Below are 15,936 nucleotides of genomic sequence, written 5' to 3' on the forward strand. Positions count from 1 at the left end.
TATGGTAATTCTTAAATGTTCTGTTTTTTCTTTTGAGCTAAAATATATTCTGCAGTACGCATCGAAAGGGCTAAAATCGTCCAGGTGGCATTTTTGTCACCCTGTTGCACAAACGGTCCTGCATCTACTACAAATAGATTTTTACAGTCATGTGCCTGGCAGTATTTATTTAGCGCTGATTTTTTAGGATCATCACCCATGCGGATGGTACCTACTTCGTGGATGATTTTTCCAGGGTTGAGTAAGCCATAATTGGTATCTGCGCCTTGAATTTCGGAAGTCACTACTGCCCCCATCTCTTTCATAATCGAAAGAAAGGTTTCCTGCATGTGTTTAGCCTGTAGAATTTCATCTTTGTCCCATTTATAGTTAAATCTTAAAACAGGGATACCATATTTATCTACTGTGTTCGGGTCGATTTCGCAATAGTTAGTTTCTCTGGCAATTGCAGTACCACGGCCAGCCATGCCAACACCGGTTCCATAAAACCGGCGGTAATCATCTTTTAATGATTTTCCATAACCTCCCGCTTCTTTCATTTTACCATCTCTGCCAGGCACCATTCCGTTCATTTGAGCCACACCACCACCAAAACCGTAAGCAGGCATACCCATTCCGCCCCAATATTCGATATGGTAACCGCGTGGGAAATTCAATTTCCTGTTGTCTAACCACCACGGAGAATAAATGTGCACACTGCCTACACCATCTTCATTATAACGTTTCCTATCCATCAATTGTGGCAGGAATCCCGAAACACTTGCCCCGGTAGAATCGTGCAGGTACTTACCAACCACGCCACTGCTGTTAGCCAGGCCATTTGGATGTGAAGTTGATTTTGAATTTAATAATATACGTGCAGATTCGCAGGCACTGGCACCTAAAATAACCAGTTTGCCGTTTACCTGGTATTCTTGCAAATCTTTACGGTTCACATAAGAAACACCTTTAGCCGTACCATCCTTATCCGTAATCACTTCGCGTACCATCGCATCGGTAATCACAGTCAGGTTCCCTGTTTTTACTGCCGGGTTTACCAGACATGATGAGGACGAAAAATCGCCATAAACTTTACAACTTCTGCCACATTGGCCACAGTAAAAACAAGGTGCGCGATCATTGTTATTCGGTAAAGCTTCGGTTAATACGGAGCCGCGACCGGTAATTACCTTTACCCCAGCTTTTTCTGCTCCTTTTTTAATGAAAAGCTCATTTAACCTTGGTTTAGGTGGTTTCATAAAGATGCCATCAGGTTCATTTTCTAAACCTTCAGCTGTTCCGTAAATACCGATCATGCGGTCAACTTTATCGTAAAATGGTTTTACGTCAGCATAGGTTATCGGCCATGCATCGGTTAAACCATCTTTAGGTTTAAAATCGTCAGGCCCCATCCGCAAAGAAATCCTTCCCCAGTGATTGGTACGGCCACCAAGCATGCGAGAACGGAACCATTCGAATTCGCTTTTGTTTTTCTGGGTATAAGGCTCGCCTTCTAATTCCCATCCTCCGTAAGAAGCATCAAAATCACCAAATGGACGAACAGTGCCTGCCCCACGGCGTGGCGACTCCCATGGCCATTTTAATTGATGTGAATCTAATCGTGGATCGAAATTTTGACCAGCCTCAAGCAATAAAACCTTTTGACCAGCATGCGCCAGGACATAGGCTGCCATCCCGCCTCCAGCTCCTGAGCCAACAACAATGGCATCATAAACAGTAGGCGATTTTTTTATCTGAAAGTCACTCATGTATTGTGATTAGCTATTTAAATATCCTAATCTAGAATTTAATTTTCTGAAAAAAAAGCGTTGCGCTACTTTGGAATCAATATAGATAATGGTGCCCTTTTGTATTTCTAAATCGTATTATGTCATTCATTTAAATCAATACCAACGATTTTTCTGGTTGAAAATGGCTGTACATATTACATTTTACCTCTTCCATCATTTTTTATGGTCGCTCTATTGTTACATTATTATAAGTATATGCCGCTCCAGATAAACTTGATTATCTTTGTATTTTAAATTAATGTCAGTGACAGAATATATCAACCAATTTATTACAGCTTTAAGAGAAAGTTTAAATGCTGAAACTTTTGCGAAAATTTCTTTGGGGAACTACAAAGGAGCAGAGGAAGCCTTAAAGCAATTGCTGATCCGTAAGGTGGTGATCAAACGCGAAGATAAACTGGCTTTTACCTATCGTTATAAAACACGCGACGTGGTAAAAAACTATGCTATAAATGAAGCAATCGATTTAATTGGGGGTTATCTGGAGAATGGATTTAAAATAGCTACGCTGTTTACCACAGAAAATGACCTGATATTGGAAGAACTGAACAATGGAAAAATTGTATTGAGGAAAGGTAAAGCCTCAAGTGTAGTAGCGCCATCAGTCTATCATGACCAAGAAAAAACCAGGTTGATCAAACCTGATTCGAAATCATACTTAACGGAATTAAAGATTACCGACACAGATGGTAGGGTTTTTAAAAATGCGCAGGATAAATTCAGGCAGATTAACCATTACATTGAAATTTTAAGTTCTTTAATAAAAGAACTGCCAGAAGGGACGATTAAAAAAGTGGCTGATATGGGCTCGGGTAAAGGTTATCTAACTTTTGCAATGTACGATTACCTGCATTCGGTTTTAAAGCTGGAAAGCGAGGTGACAGGAGTAGAGTACCGTCAGGATATGGTTGACTTGTGTAATCAGGTTGCTGTTAAATCTGCTTTCGATAGATTGAATTTTGTACAGGGAACTATTGAAGATTATCAGGCTGAGGATGTAAACCTTTTAATTGCATTACATGCCTGCGATACAGCAACCGATGATGCCATTTATAAAGGGATTAAAGCGGATGCCGAACTGATTGTGGTTGCACCATGTTGTCATAAACAGATCCGCAGGGAAATAGAGAAAAGCAAAGTGAAAAATGATGTTTCTTTTTTAACCAAATATGGGATCTTTTTAGAACGTCAGGCCGAAATGGTTACAGATGGGATCAGGGCTTTGATTTTAGAGTATTTCGGTTATAAAACAAAGGTTTTCGAATTCATCTCTGATGCACACACACCAAAAAATGTGCTTGTAGTGGGGCTGAAGGGCAAAGCGCTAAGCGCAGAGCGGAAAGCAGAAGTTTTGATGAAAATTAAAGCCAGCAAGGCGTATTTCGGAATTGGTTATCATCATTTGGAACGGTTGCTGGAGTTATAATTTAACCGCAAAGAACGCTAAGTTTTTCGCAAAGAAACGCAAAGCTGTGATGGCGACGGAAGTGTTCATGTTGTTTTTCTGGCAGAAGACTAAGGCTTCGCTAATTCTATCTGAACTTATTTTATTCGGAGCAGGTTTAAACCCAAAGAGCGTAAATAAGATGAGGAGAGCGTGTAGCTTTTGCATATACAATTAATGACATATCGAATAATTCACTATTTTGGTCGGTGTGACACCAACCAATAGAATGGAACTTACAGATGTAATAAAATCAATGCGATTAATGCCGGGATAGATTGCACATAAAGGATTTTTTTACTGGCTGTTGCAGCGCCATAAATACCTGCAATGATTACGCAGGTTAAAAAGAATATGGCTACATATAGGCGCCAATGAGGATCGCTGATACATAACGACCAGATTAAACCTGCGGCTAAAAAGCCATTGTACAAGCCCTGATTGGCAGCCAAGGTTTTTGTTGGCACAAATAAATCTTTCGGGATGGTTTTAAAAACTTTTGGCGCTCTGGTGGTCCAGGCGAACATTTCCAACCAAAGGATGTAGATGTGGATCAAGGCGACTAAGCCGATTACGATTTGTGCTGCTATTTGCATTTTATAATGGATTATACAGATTTAAGTGATTGAAACGATTGATTGTAATTTAAAGATATAAAACTTTGAGGCATTTAGATGACTACTTAATATTTCTGCTTGTGTTTTTATAACCGGAGCGCAAAAAACGCTGTTCAATAAACCCGATAATAGCGAGCACGAGTGAAACGAAGTAAAGCGGTTAGCGGGGCAGGTGCTCCCGACGAGATTAGAACGCTCATTTTCAAATCACCTTAAAGAACTTCTCTTTAAGCTTTAGTCTTTCTGCTTTCACCTTTGGTCTTTAGTCTTACCCTCCCTTACTTCCATCTTCCATCCTGTATCTTTCATCATTTTCTGTCATGCTGTCAGTAAACTATAGCTTCTTTTTTACATTTTAACAGTCTTTTACCCATATTTTTCTGCCAAAAACCAATTGGCACAAGCATTGTTTAATAGCAGTAGAAATTATAATACTTTAAAAAGAGAAATTAAAAATACAATGGGAAAAATTATTGGAATAGACTTAGGAACAACAAACTCTTGCGTGAGCGTAATGGAGGGCAATGAGCCTGTAGTTATCGCAAACAGTGAGGGTAAACGTACTACACCGTCTATTGTTGCTTTTGCAGAAAACGGTGAGCGTAAAGTTGGCGAGCCTGCTAAACGTCAGGCTATAACCAACCCAACAAAAACGATATATTCGATTAAGCGCTTTATGGGTAGCAGCTACGACGAAAGTGCGAAAGAAGCTGGCCGTGTACCTTATAAAGTAGTAAAAGGTGATAACAACACACCACGTGTTGAAATCGACGACAGAAAATATACTCCACAAGAGATTTCTGCAATGATTTTGCAGAAAATGAAAAAAACTGCTGAAGATTTCCTGGGTCAGGAAGTTACTGAAGCGGTTATTACTGTACCGGCTTACTTTAACGATGCACAACGTCAGGCTACCAAAGAAGCTGGTGAAATTGCTGGTTTAACGGTAAAACGTATCATTAACGAGCCAACTGCAGCTGCTTTAGCTTATGGTTTAGATAAAGCACACAAAGACATGAAAATTGTTGTGTTTGACTGTGGTGGTGGTACGCACGACGTTTCTGTTTTAGAATTGGGTGATGGCGTTTTCGAAGTAAAATCTACAGATGGTGATACACACTTAGGTGGTGATGACTTTGACCACATCATTATTGATTGGTTAACTGATGAGTTTAAATCAGAAAACAGCATGGACCTTTCGAAAGATCCAATGGCGTTACAACGTTTAAAAGAAGCTGCTGAGAAAGCTAAAATTGAGTTATCAAGCACAACTTCTACTGAAATTAACTTACCATACATTACTGCTGATGCCAGCGGCCCTAAACACCTGGTGCGTACATTATCTCGTGCTAAATTTGAGCAATTGGCTGATAGCTTAATCAAACGTACTATTGATCCTTGTAAATCTGCTTTGAAAAATGCTGGTTTAAGCACAAGCGATATCGACGAAATTATCCTGGTAGGTGGTTCAACCCGTATCCCTGCTATTCAGGAAGCGGTTAAAGCTTTCTTCGGTAAAGAGCCAAGTAAAGGTGTTAACCCTGATGAGGTTGTGGCGATTGGTGCTGCTATTCAAGGTGGTGTGTTAACTGGTGATGTGAAAGATGTACTGTTATTAGACGTTACGCCTCTATCATTAGGTATCGAAACTATGGGTGGTGTAATGACTAAATTAATCGAGTCTAACACGACTATCCCAACTAAAAAATCTGAAACTTTCTCAACTGCAGCTGATAACCAGCCTTCAGTAGAAATCCATATTTTACAAGGTGAGCGCCCAATGGCTGGCCAGAACCGTACAATTGGCCGCTTTATTCTGGATGGTATTCCACCAGCACCTCGTGGTGTGCCTCAGGTTGAAGTATCATTCGATATTGATGCTAACGGTATTTTACACGTAAGTGCTAAGGACAAAGCTACTGGTAAAGAGCAAAAAATCCGTATCGAAGCATCTTCAGGTTTAACTGATGCTGAGATCAAAAAAATGAAAGAAGAAGCCGAAGCTAATGCAGCAGATGATGCTAAGCAAAAAGAAGAAGCTGATAAAATCAACGGAGCTGATGCTTTAATTTTTTCAACTGAGAAGCAATTAAAAGAGTTTGGTGATAAATTATCTGCTGATAAAAAAGCACCAATTGAAGCTGGTTTAGAGAAATTAAAAGCAGCTCACTCATCACGTAACTTTGCAGATATCGATGCAGCACAAGCTGAATTGCAAAATGCATGGAACGCAGCATCTGAGGAAATGTACAAAGACGGCGGTCAGCCTCAAGGTGGTGAACAACCACAAGCTGATGGTCAGCCTCAGGGTGGTGGAGATAACGTTACTGATGTTGATTTTGAAGAAGTAAAAGAAGACGATAAGAAATAGTCTTATAGTCGGAAAGTCTGAGGTCAGTAAAGTCCGAAGATTTGAATATAGAAAGCGTTTCTGATTAAGTTCAGGAGCGCTTTTTTTATTAAATAGATCGTCATTGCGAGAAGGCTTTTCCAGCCGACGAAGTAATCTTTTACGTTAAACCTCGCAGGTTTTTAAAACATGCGAGGTCTGGAAAAGCGACCGTTTAACTTATATGTCTTATATGGTTGAAAAGATTTTGGAAATGAATGTTCCTGTGCTTTTTCGGGAGCTGCAGACCCGCCATTCGCTGCAATCTTTTTTAACTTCTGCTATGCTGAGGTACGAAGCATCTTTTCCATAGTTCCTCAGCATGATATGGTTTTAAGGGTTGCTGCAAACAAAAAGTATTTTCGCTGCTGTCGGGTTTATAGAGGAGGGCTTGTGTTTTAAACCTCGCAGGTTTTTAAAACCTGCGAGGTTTATTAAACAGATTTAAACTAAATTTTCTTCAATAACACCCTGCAATTCTTTTTCATTCACCGATAATTCATAAAGCAGTTTAAACTGGTTTTTGACACGGTCTAAGTTTTGGTTAGGATAAGTCGTCGGATAGTACTTGTTCCCACTTAGAAAGTCGGTTAAAAAGCGCAGGGCCTGCATGTAGGTCATGTACTTACCTGAGAATAAAATAAGCTCTTTTTCCATCTCCGTTAAAATGCTTTTCATTTCCGATAAATAGCCTTTTATCATCGCTTCGAAATAAGGCAAACGTATTTTGATTTTATCCAGGTCGGTTTCATTTTCAGAAAAAGCACAAAGATAGGTACGCATCATATCACCCAGATCGGAGATAAACTTTCCGGGCATAATGGTATCCAGATCGATTACGCAAACCCCTTCGTTTGTTTTGCTATCCAGCAACACATTGCTGATTTTGGTGTCGTGATGCATCACACGGTCAGGAAAATCATCTCTATGGACGTATGAGTTATAATAATCTAAAATATACTTATGTGTTAAAGCATTTGAAAGTTGTGCTTTGGCAGCCTGTTTTAATGTTTCATCAGCCTGATTTAAGGCAAACATAAACTGCTCATACCTTAAGCCTAAATCATGGAAACCCGGTATAGTTGGCCGGAGTATTCTGGCATCAAATTTATCCAACAACCTGCTCAGTTTACCAAATTGCCTTGCAGCCTCGTAAGCCTGCTTAGGATCGGCCAAAACATCCAAAGAGATGGTATTGGGCACAAAGGGCAACATCCGCCAATATTCATGACGGATGTGCGCCATTTCTTCACCCCTTGTAGTAGAAACAGGTTTTATAAAAAGATATTCAGGATAATTAAAGTTGAGATAATCTCCAATTGCCTTAAGGTTATTGGCAATGGCCTGGGGTGATTTAAATACCGAGGTATTGATGTTTTGAAGAATGTATTTCTGCTCTTCGTTTGAGGGAGAAAGCAAATAAGTACGGTTAATTAAACCCGTACCTATTTGTGTTATTTTTGTATTTTCTTTAGTATATCCGTAGGCTTCTAAAACTTCGGAATCTAAATTTAATTCCATAGTTTTTCCGGATATGTTCCGTTCTTAACCAATTGGTCAATACTATCCTGAACATAAGGTTTATCTTCCTTGTAAGTTACACCAAACCATTTATTGGGTGTTGGCACCACTTTAAAGGTTGCGATATTGTTTTTTACCAGATTTTCGCCAATTAACGGGATAAAAAATTCTGCTTTAGGTTTATCTTTATTAGCTTCTGCAAATTCCCTGAACATTTCTTCGGTAATTTTAAAAACAGCCGGTGTAAAACCCCAGAAATTCATTGAAACGGGTGTTTCATAAGCTAAAGGAAATTCTTCGCCATTTTCTTCGTAAAAAATACTGCCATCTTTAGGATAAACTTTAGTACGTTCTACAATTTCTTCTAAGTTACCTGATGCATCTACTTTACAAACACCACGCGAAACTGCACCGAACTCTGATAAGGTTTTACCAATTTCGTAACCAATAATAGAATAATTGCTATCCGTCACTTCTGTAGTCAGGAAATCAACCATTTTTTTAAAGGCATCGAAACCATAATAATCATCAGCGTTAATTACGCAGAACGGTTCTTTAACTACGTTTCTACCCGATAGGATTGCATGTGCAGTACCCCAAGGTTTTTCTCTATAAATTTCTTCTTCTATTCCAAACTGTTTTAAATCGAAATTTTGGAAAACATAATCTGTTTCGATCCTCCCTGCAAGTTTAGGTTCAAAAATCACTTTAAAGTTATCTACAAACTCTTCTTTAATGATAAATACAACTTTACCGAAACCGGCTCTTATTGCATCATATATTGAATAATCGATAATCGTTTCGCCATTTGGGCCAAAACCATCAATCTGTTTCATACTTCCATAACGGCTTGCCATACCGGCTGCCAATATTAATAGGGTGGGTTTCATTTATTACTGGTTAATTTTTGTTAGTGCCGAACTTTTTGATGATTAATGGAATAATCCTCTCTGGTTCGTATGGCGAAATTAATAATTTGAGCGTTTTAAAGGTTAAATAATTTGTTTAGAATCCAAAAAGTCCGCCACCGGTTTTTGACCGTGTTTTCTTGCCGGTAAGCATGCCAAAAATACCGCGAACAATTTCTTTACCAATTTGGCGGGTTATTGTCGCGCCCATTACCTGTTCAACCAGGCTTTTTTCGCCAGGTTTAGGTTTGCTTTCCTGTTCGGCCTTTTTTGGGCTTCGGCTTCTTGCTTTTGTTGTTCTACAGCAGCAGTCTGGTCGTTAATGCGTCTGGTTAAAATTTCGTAGGCACTTTCCGGATCAATTGCATCTTTATATTTGGTATACATCGGACTGGCGTGAACCACCTGATCAAAATCTGCAGCAGTTAACGGTCCCATAACGGCCCTTGGCGGAGTAAGCATGGTTGCAGAAACTTCAGTTGGAATACCTTTTTCATTTAAAACAGTAACCAAAGCCTGTCCGGTTCCCAATGAGGTCAATATTTTATCAATCTCGTAAAAGTCTGATTTTGGATAAGTATTCACCGTCTTTTTTAATGCATCTACATCGTTAGGTGTAAATGCTCTTAACGCATGCTGCACACGGTTACCCAACTGGCCCAAAACACTTTCAGGAACATCGCCAGGGGCCTGAGTACAAAAGAAAACACCAATTCCTTTCGAGCGGATTAACCTGATAATGGTTTCTATCTGTTCTAAAAATGCTTTAGATGAGTTTTTGAACAGTAAATGTGCTTCATCAAAAAAGAATACAAGTTTTGGCTTATCTAAATCGCCAACCTCTGGCATAGTATTAAATAACTCAGCCAACAGGCTGAGTAAAAATGTTGAATATAATACAGGCTGGTTCTGAACATCGGCAATGTTTAGTAGGCTGATGGTGCCTTTGCCATCAACCCGCTCGAAAAGATCTTCAATATCAAATGATTTTTCACCAAACATACCGCCTAATCCCTGCTGTTCAATGGCAACGATTTTCCTAAGCATGGTACCCGATGTAGCTGTTGAAATACTGCCATAACTGCTTTTAATTTCGGCAGCACCAGCACCTTCCGAGAGATAAGAAACCAGTTTCTTTAAATCATTTAAATCAATAACCGGCATTTTATTATCGTCGGCATATTTAAAAATAACCGCCATCACACCTGCCTGTGTATCGTTTAAATCTAAGATTTTTGATAAAAGTGTAGGGCCAAACTCAAGGACTGTTGCGCGCATCTGCGAACCTGTTTTGCCCGAGAGGGAATAAATCTCAACAGGGAAACCGGTTGGCGAGAATGCTTTATTGAGTTGGTTCGCCCTTTCCTCAATTTTAGGGTTAACTGATCCGGGCTGGTTCAATCCTGATAAATCGCCTTTAACATCCAGCATAAAAACGGGAACTCCGGCATCCGACAGTTGTTCTGCTAACAATTGTAATGTGCGCGTTTTACCAGTTCCGGTTGCCCCGGCAATTAAACCATGTCTATTCATCATTTTTAATGATAAATTAACTTCAGCTTCACTGTAAACCTGTCCGTCTAAAATTCCGGCGCCTAAATAAATATACGAACCCGAAGGAGCATAGGATGCCTTTATTTTTTCGATGAATTTTGAAGAAAGATCGCTCATTTTTTAAAATTAGATGGCCAATTTAAGAAACATATCTTAAAAAGGTTATGTTTTTGTTAGCACTTTTAATCTGAAATACTGCACAAACGGTTGTTTAATATTGCTGATTAAGTTGCTTATAATAATTTAGTTCGTTCTGAAGTATTGTTATTTCCTGTTGCATATTTTGCAATTGATTGAGCAGATGAGAAACAGCATGGATGCCTTCCAAATTAATCTGCAGATCGTTTGCCAAACGCAGGTACTGCTCCAGCTTTGATAATTCATCAACTGGCAAAAAGACAGATTGCTTTTTAATGGTGGTACGGATGAGGCCAAAATCTTCGAGAGAATGGATAAAATTGATCTCTACGTGGTGATAGGCGCAAATTTCTTCTACAGGAATTAGATAGGTTTCCATAATGGTTAGAATTTGGAAAGTTTTTCGAATAGTTCTTTTTGTTCAGCATTTAAATGGGTGGGTATTTTAACCTGCCATTTAATATACAGATCGCCAAATTGATTATCTTTTTTGTAAACCGGAAAGCCTTTGCCTTTTAATCTTAAAGTGGCATCGGGCTGTGTTCCCTCCGGCACTTTAAGTTTAACTTTGCCATTCAAGGTTTCCACAATTTTTTCGCCCCCTAAAATGGCGGTATAGAGGTCTATTTCCTCCCGGATATAAATATCGTTCCCTTTCCGTTTGAATTTAGGATCATCGGTAATACTGAATTTTATAAATAGATCGCCTGGAGGGCCATTATTAACTCCCGGCGCACCATAGCCTGGAAGTTTGATCTTTTGTCCGTTTTCTACACCTGCCGGAATAGTAATGCGTACCTGCCTGCCATTAACCGTTAGGGTTTGTTTGTGCGTGGTATAGGCATCGAGTAGGTTTAACTGTAAATCGGCATTGTAATCCTGGCCTTTAAAAGGTGAGTTTCTGCTGCTTCTACCACCGCCTCCGCCAAACATGGAAGAAAAGAAATCAGAAAAATCTTCGCCGCCAAAACCACCAGAATAGCTATTACCACCATAACCCTGACCTTGCGACTGGTATTGCCTTTGCTGCTGTTGCTGGGCATCTAACTGATCGGCATGCTGCCAGTCTTTGCCGTATTTATCGTATTTCTTTCTCTTTTCGGGATCGCTTAGAACTTCGTTAGCCTCGTTAATTTGCTGAAATTTTTTATTGGCTTCTTCATTGTTGGGATTGAGATCCGGATGATGTTTTCGGGCTAATTTTCTATAAGCTTTTTTAATATCCTCAGTGGTTGCATCTTTCTTTAAATCGAGGATTTTATAATAGTCTATGTAGTCCATAATGGCTTAACAAATTAATAAAGGGAATGTTCATTTTTATTGTATAAATGTAAGGTTTTAGGATGGAAATGTGGATAGGACTCTAAGACTGACCAACCGCTTGATGTAATTTATTGCAAAAAACCAGGCAGAAAGCCATGTATAAAATTTTACGTTTTTTGCTACAGAAAGAATAGAGATATTGGAAGCTGTTTCATAAATATAGATTGTCATCTTGAGCTTGTCGAAGGACCAATTAAATGTCTTACAAGGCGTTTAGATACTTCGTCGGGCTCAGTACAAGCTAGGTTCAACGTGACAAATGCGAAATGAATTACAATTTATGATACAGCCTTTTTACATTTTGGAACTATAAGCCTCTGACTCCGATCTCCTTACTTTTCGGACTTACGGATACATACTCCTGATTCTCGCAACAGAATTAGTAACCATTTCTTTTAATACCTCCACATTGATATCACTCATTTTTTTAACGTACACACAAGCCTTGGCAGTTTTGTGTTTTCCGAATTTAGCCAGCAATTCTTCGCGGTTTTTGAACTCAGATGATAAATATAAGGCTATGGCATCTTTTCGAGGGGAAAATCCAAAAAGAGGTGCGTCGCCTGCTCTGCCGCTTTCGTATTTGTAATGGTAACTGCCAAAACCAACAATGGCCGTTCCCCACATTTTCGCTTTAAAGCCTGTGGTTTCAACAATAATATCCAAAAGGTTAAAACAATCAGCTCTTTTATTTTCGTCTGCAATGGTATTTAAAAAATCTGGAACGCTGAAATCGTTTTCTGTCGTTTTATTCTGTGCCATATCATGAATTTTATAGAAGTTTACCCAAATAATTTCAGTTTCGTGATGATAGTATTTAATAATGCTTCCATTCCTTACTTATCGTGTGCCACATAGTGATTTACTATGGAATCAATTTATTTGCCGTGATTTTAATGGATGTGAAGAAATCAGCTCAACAGGTAAATGCTTTTAATTAGCTTGACGTAAAACAAAATAGCCACCTGTGCGATGGCTATTGGTAAGAAGAATTGTAGCTTCTTTATGGTGTGCCTGCCCTCCGCGGATCTCCCGCTCACAGGACTTTTTTGTCTTTCCTTATATGCATAACAATTTAGGCAATAGTTGGTTTTGTTCCGCAAAATAATTTTACACATCGTGTGGAAAATGTTAGTATCTCCATAAAATTTGGCAAATGAGATTAAAAAGGGTAAATCCCAGCGTATTTCCACTAAATTTTTAAAGAAAAAACTTTTTTGAATATTTGATGTTTGTGATTTGGTTGTTCTATAGGGTTTGGGTAGTCCTTCATATCGAAAATTATCAAATATAAAATCATGGTGGAATTAAATAATGAGCTTTTTTGTGCACTAGGCGATTTGTCTGCTGACGGATATTTTATTTTTGAACCCCAACAGCAGAAATTTTTATACCTCAACAAGTCCTTTGCCGGAATTTTGGAATTGGAAACAGATCAGATTTTTGATCATCCGCAAATACTTTTAAATCATGTACACCCCGAAGATTTAGCACACGCAATATCCTGTTATGAAGAGTGTATGGAGGATGGGAAAGAAAAAAATACGAATTCCGTTTGTTATTTGCTGGTCGGGAGAAATATGTGCGCATTATTGTTTTTGCCGTTCAGGATAAAAAAGATAAATATTTAATCGGTACAGTAGAAGATACTACGGTAGCTCGGCATAACAAAATCCATATCGAACAGATCAATGCCCGTAAAAATATCACACTGGAAGTATTGGCACACGATTTAAAAGAACCGCTGGGCATGATGAAATTAACCGCTTCATCAATGGAAGATAGTATTGCACAAATGGGTGACGAGCAGATGATGAATTCGCTTTCCTTTATAAAAGACATGTGCGAACGTAATTTGCTGCTGGTACGAAGCATGATTAACCGGGAGTTTCTAAAGTCATCGGTTATAGAAATCGGTAAAGAAAGGGCCGACCTGGTATGGGAGCTTAGAGATGTGGTTCGTTTTTACAAACGGTCTAAATTGGGTAAAGTTAAAAATATCAAGTTTACCAGTTCTGCAGAGCAGATTTACCTCTATTTAGATAGTATGAAATTTCTTCAGGTGATCAATAATTTAATTTCCAACGCACTAAAGTTTACTGATGATAATGGCTACATTGCCTTACATGCCGAAGAGTTGGAAGACACGGTGCTGATTACAGTAACAGACAATGGAATCGGAATCCCAGAGGAATTACAGCCCGGACTTTTTGATCACTTACCAGAAACGTTAAGACCCGGTTTAAAGGGTGAAGAATCTGGCGGTTTCGGCATGGGCATTATCAAAGCAATTGTTGATTTACATCAGGGGAAAATCTGGTTTAAGAGTAAAACCGGTGTCGGAACTACCTTCTATATCGAGCTGCCAAAGTAGCTGTTTTTAATTTTAAAATACCGTAAGTTATATTTGGATTATGATTAACATTATTCTTGCGGACGATCACCATATCATCCGGACCTCACTTAAAGCACTTATAGAAAAACACGAAGGCATCAATGTTGTTGCAGAAGTGTCAGACGGTTTAGCAGTTTTGGAGCTTCTCGAAAAAGGAATAAAAGCTGATATTATTTTATCAGATATTGTAATGCCAAGGCTAGATGGAATAGCTTTAGCCAATACGATTAAAGAGCGCGGATACACCACAAAGGTTGTTGTTTTATCCATTTTAGATGATGAAAAATATGCCTCAAATGCCTTTACATCAGGGGCTTTTGCTTACCTGTCAAAAGATATCGAAGAAGACGAATTGCTGTTTTGCCTAAAGCATGTAATGAAAGGAAAACGCTATCTTTCTTCTAATTTATGCATTTCCATTTTAGAGCGTTTTAATACCCAGTTAAATATCCTTTCGCAAAAAATGAATACTGAAATCAACTTTTCTGAACGCGAAATTAACGTGTTAAAACTTATCGCCGATGGGCTGACGAATCAGGAAATAGCTGATAAATTGTACTTAAGCAGGCGGACGGTAGAGAGCCAAAGGGAAGCCTTAATCAGTAAAACGGGGGCGAAAAACTCCGCTTCTTTAATTCGTTTTGCCATGCGAAATGGTTATGTAGCCTAGTGTTTTTATCGTTTTAGCGCATTTTTTTTAGTGTTTTAAATAAACCGTAAAAAATCGGGTATTTCTACAAATAACATTGTATGGTACTGTTTGTTGAATATTTACATCAGAGCTAAAACGAATCAATCATGGAGACATTAAATTTCAATTGTGACATATACCAATACCGGCAACCACTTTTCGATCGCGCATTAGCCTATACGCATGATGAAGATGATGCTGCTGATTTAGTTCAAGACACCTTTATGAAAGCATTTAGGTTTTCGGCTAAATTTGAAATGGGAAGTAATGTGCGGGCCTGGCTTTTTACCATCCTGAAAAATACCTTTTTAAATCATTATTATAAGGTAAAGCGTAAAAATGAAATGATCCAGCAGGAAGAGGATTTAACTTCTGTTCAACTGGTTCCAAGTGCATCTTCGAATGCCGGCACCGCAAAGTTTATGATGGAGGATATCCAGAAATCGCTAAATGCCTTGCCTGAAGATTGTCGTTTTTGCTTTTGCCGTTACTTTGAAGGTTATAAATACCATGAAATTGCTGCAGAGCTTGACATCCCACTGGGTACCGTAAAAACCAAAATACACGTGGCCAGAGGTCTGCTGAAGAAAATGCTTAAAAATTATAAATCTGGTTTGGCGGCCTGATATCTTTGATTTATTCGATAAATTCGGGTATAAATACGTGATATGAACTAAGCTACTTAAACTAGATTTGTTGCACATGAGCAACGTGTTAGTTAAGAAAATTCTTATAGTTGATGATGACGAGAACATTCACGATATTATAAAATTAATTTTCGAGGAAGAACATTATCATATAAAAGGTATTTTGAATCCTGGTAATTTAGAAGAAACAATCGCTGATTTTTTACCAGATATTATTTTATTGGACATACTTATTGGTAAGTATGATGGTCGGGATATTTGTAATAAATTAAAGCATAATCCTAAAACAGCATACTTGCCGGTTATATTGCTTTCAGTTTTGAATATGGATGATCTAAATTGTTCGCCAAATGATACCATTGAAAAACCTTTTGATATTGTGAATCTCCAGCAGAAGGTGAAGGCATTGCTGGATAGACCTTAAAGCTTATTTGAACATAAAAAAGGGATAGACTAAAAGCCTATCCCATATCTAAACTCAAACATGCGCTCAAACATGAATGAATCTTAACAACTAAA

The 15,936-nt window shown here is 38.5% G+C and carries 14 protein-coding genes; 6 read left to right on the top strand and 8 right to left on the bottom strand.

What is annotated here, in order from left to right:
- Positions 1-11 precede the first annotated feature (11 nt).
- Entirely contained in the window at positions 12-1,748 is a 1,737-nt protein-coding gene (locus ACQ86H_RS04970; protein WP_138818412.1) for a GMC family oxidoreductase, read from the bottom strand.
- 280 nt (positions 1,749-2,028) lie between these two features.
- Here ACQ86H_RS04970 and ACQ86H_RS04975 point away from each other — a divergent pair, with 280 nt between their 5' ends.
- Entirely contained in the window at positions 2,029-3,216 is a 1,188-nt protein-coding gene (locus ACQ86H_RS04975; RefSeq protein ID WP_431294034.1) for a class I SAM-dependent methyltransferase, read from the top strand.
- Between the two features lie 254 nt (positions 3,217-3,470).
- Here ACQ86H_RS04975 and ACQ86H_RS04980 read toward each other — a convergent pair whose 3' ends face one another.
- The gene (locus ACQ86H_RS04980) at positions 3,471-3,830 is read right to left on the bottom strand and encodes a DUF1304 domain-containing protein (protein ID WP_431294035.1); all 360 of its coding nucleotides are present in this window, start codon (positions 3,828-3,830) and stop codon (positions 3,471-3,473) included.
- A gap of 481 nt (positions 3,831-4,311) precedes the next feature.
- On the opposite strand from ACQ86H_RS04980, the gene dnaK reads away from it, so the two are divergent.
- Positions 4,312-6,222, top strand: a complete 1,911-nt coding sequence (gene dnaK / locus ACQ86H_RS04985; protein WP_138818409.1) for a molecular chaperone DnaK — start codon at positions 4,312-4,314, stop codon at positions 6,220-6,222.
- Positions 6,223-6,684: 462 nt separating this feature from the next.
- Here dnaK and ACQ86H_RS04990 read toward each other — a convergent pair whose 3' ends face one another.
- The 6 genes from ACQ86H_RS04990 to ACQ86H_RS05015 all read right to left on the bottom strand — a co-directional run bounded on the left by ACQ86H_RS04990 (position 6,685) and on the right by ACQ86H_RS05015 (position 12,446).
- Positions 6,685-7,761 carry a phosphotransferase enzyme family protein gene (locus tag ACQ86H_RS04990; protein ID WP_431294036.1) on the bottom strand — a complete coding sequence of 359 codons (1,077 nt, stop codon included), beginning with the start codon at positions 7,759-7,761 and terminating at the stop codon, positions 6,685-6,687.
- The gene (locus ACQ86H_RS04995) at positions 7,752-8,651 is read right to left on the bottom strand and encodes a nucleotidyltransferase family protein (RefSeq protein ID WP_138818407.1); all 900 of its coding nucleotides are present in this window, start codon (positions 8,649-8,651) and stop codon (positions 7,752-7,754) included. The genes ACQ86H_RS04990 and ACQ86H_RS04995 overlap by 10 nt, the downstream gene beginning before the upstream one ends.
- A 228-nt stretch (positions 8,652-8,879) precedes the next feature.
- A complete protein-coding gene (locus tag ACQ86H_RS05000) occupies positions 8,880-10,340 on the bottom strand; it encodes a helicase HerA-like domain-containing protein (RefSeq protein ID WP_431294037.1) in 1,461 nt (486 codons plus the stop codon).
- 94 nt (positions 10,341-10,434) lie between these two features.
- Positions 10,435-10,740: a chaperone modulator CbpM gene (locus ACQ86H_RS05005; RefSeq protein WP_138818405.1), complete on the bottom strand. Its 306-nt coding sequence runs from the start codon at positions 10,738-10,740 to the stop codon at positions 10,435-10,437.
- A gap of 5 nt (positions 10,741-10,745) precedes the next feature.
- Complete coding sequence (locus ACQ86H_RS05010; RefSeq protein ID WP_138818404.1) at positions 10,746-11,642, bottom strand: DnaJ C-terminal domain-containing protein; 897 nt, start codon at positions 11,640-11,642, stop codon at positions 10,746-10,748.
- Between the two features lie 387 nt (positions 11,643-12,029).
- Positions 12,030-12,446, bottom strand: a complete 417-nt coding sequence (locus ACQ86H_RS05015; protein WP_138818403.1) for a DUF1801 domain-containing protein — start codon at positions 12,444-12,446, stop codon at positions 12,030-12,032.
- 793 nt (positions 12,447-13,239) lie between these two features.
- On the opposite strand from ACQ86H_RS05015, the gene ACQ86H_RS05020 reads away from it, so the two are divergent.
- The 4 genes from ACQ86H_RS05020 to ACQ86H_RS05035 all read left to right on the top strand — a co-directional run bounded on the left by ACQ86H_RS05020 (position 13,240) and on the right by ACQ86H_RS05035 (position 15,841).
- Positions 13,240-14,058, top strand: a complete 819-nt coding sequence (locus ACQ86H_RS05020; RefSeq protein ID WP_431294038.1) for a sensor histidine kinase — start codon at positions 13,240-13,242, stop codon at positions 14,056-14,058.
- 40 nt (positions 14,059-14,098) lie between these two features.
- Positions 14,099-14,749 carry a response regulator gene (locus ACQ86H_RS05025; protein WP_431294039.1) on the top strand — a complete coding sequence of 217 codons (651 nt, stop codon included), beginning with the start codon at positions 14,099-14,101 and terminating at the stop codon, positions 14,747-14,749.
- Between the two features lie 128 nt (positions 14,750-14,877).
- Positions 14,878-15,396, top strand: coding sequence for an RNA polymerase sigma factor (locus tag ACQ86H_RS05030; RefSeq protein WP_138818400.1), 519 nt, complete (start codon positions 14,878-14,880; stop codon positions 15,394-15,396).
- A 76-nt stretch (positions 15,397-15,472) separates the two neighbouring features.
- A complete protein-coding gene (locus ACQ86H_RS05035; RefSeq protein WP_138818399.1) occupies positions 15,473-15,841 on the top strand; it encodes a response regulator in 369 nt (122 codons plus the stop codon).
- Positions 15,842-15,936 lie beyond the last annotated feature (95 nt).

This window comes from Pedobacter sp. P26, from assembly GCF_050632135.1.
GTDB lineage: Bacteria > Bacteroidota > Bacteroidia > Sphingobacteriales > Sphingobacteriaceae > Pedobacter.